This window comes from Collinsella sp. AF18-8LB (assembly GCF_003459795.1).
Taxonomy (GTDB): Bacteria; Actinomycetota; Coriobacteriia; order Coriobacteriales; family Coriobacteriaceae; genus Collinsella.
In genome coordinates this window covers 1-1108 of the sequence record NZ_QRWU01000022.1, presented here as the reverse complement: position 1 = coordinate 1108, position 1108 = coordinate 1, and the positions used below count along the sequence as shown (strand labels likewise).

Annotated in this window: 1 protein-coding gene; it reads left to right on the top strand. The window is 65.6% G+C overall.

Translation table 11 applies throughout. The features are described from left to right. The coding region (locus tag DWX25_RS09360) for an arginine deiminase family protein (protein ID WP_117858926.1) at positions 1 to 1107 on the top strand (1107 nt) is incomplete at its 5' end. Position 1108 lies beyond the last annotated feature (1 nt).

The following is a 1108-nucleotide window of genomic DNA, read 5'->3' as shown; positions in this document are numbered from 1 at the left end:
GAGGTCGCGCAGCAGGAGCACGACACCTTCGCCCAGATCCTGAGGGACCAGGGCGTGGAGGTGCTCTACCTCGAGAACCTCGTCGCAGAGGTGTTCGACCAGGTCCCCGGCGCCCGCGCCGAGTTCACCGACCAGTACATCGCCGAGGCGGGCATCCGCGGCCAGCGCATGCCGCAGATCGTCCGCGAGAAGCTGGACTCCATCGAGGACAACCTCGAGTTCGTCAAGAAGACCATGGCCGGCATGACCAAGGCCGAGATCGACATGCCCCTCACGGCGTCCACGACCCTCGACTCCCTGGTCAACTCCGAGTCCGAGTCCGACCTGATCATCGACCCGATGCCCAACCTCTACTTCACCCGCGACCCGTTCGCGGTCGTCGGCGAGGGCGTCAACCTCAACCGCATGTACTCGGTCACCCGCAACCGCGAGACCCTGTACGGCAAGTACGTCTTCAAGTACCACCCCGACTACAAGGACGTCTCCCTGTACTTCCGCCGCGACTGCCAGTTCCACACCGAGGGCGGCGACGTGCTGAACATCAACGAGAAGACCCTCGCCGTCGGCATCTCCCAGCGCACCCAGGCGGCCGCCATCGACGTCATGGCCCAGAACATCTTCTGGAACTCCGACTCCAAGGTCGAGCGCATCCTGGCCTTCGACATCCCCGTTTCCCGCGCCTTCATGCACCTCGACACGGTCTTCACCCAGATCGACGTCGATAAGTTCACGATCCACCCCGCCATCATGGGCACCCTGCGCGTCTACGAGCTGACCGCCGGCAAGAACCCGGGCGAGGTCAACATCCGCCTGATCGAGGACACCCTCGAGCACGTCCTGGAGGACGCCACCGGCGTCGACCAGGTCAAGCTGATCCCCTGCGGCGGCGGCGACCCGATCGCGGCCTCCCGCGAGCAGTGGAACGACGGCTCCAACACCCTGTGCGTCGAGCCCGGCAAGATCTGCGTCTACGCCCGCAACACCGTCACCAACGACGTGCTGTACAAGGAGGGCCTGGACCTTCTCGTCGTGCCCTCCGCCGAGCTCTCCCGCGGCCGTGGCGGCCCGCGCTGCATGAGCATGCCCTTCTGGCGCGAGGACCTCTAAG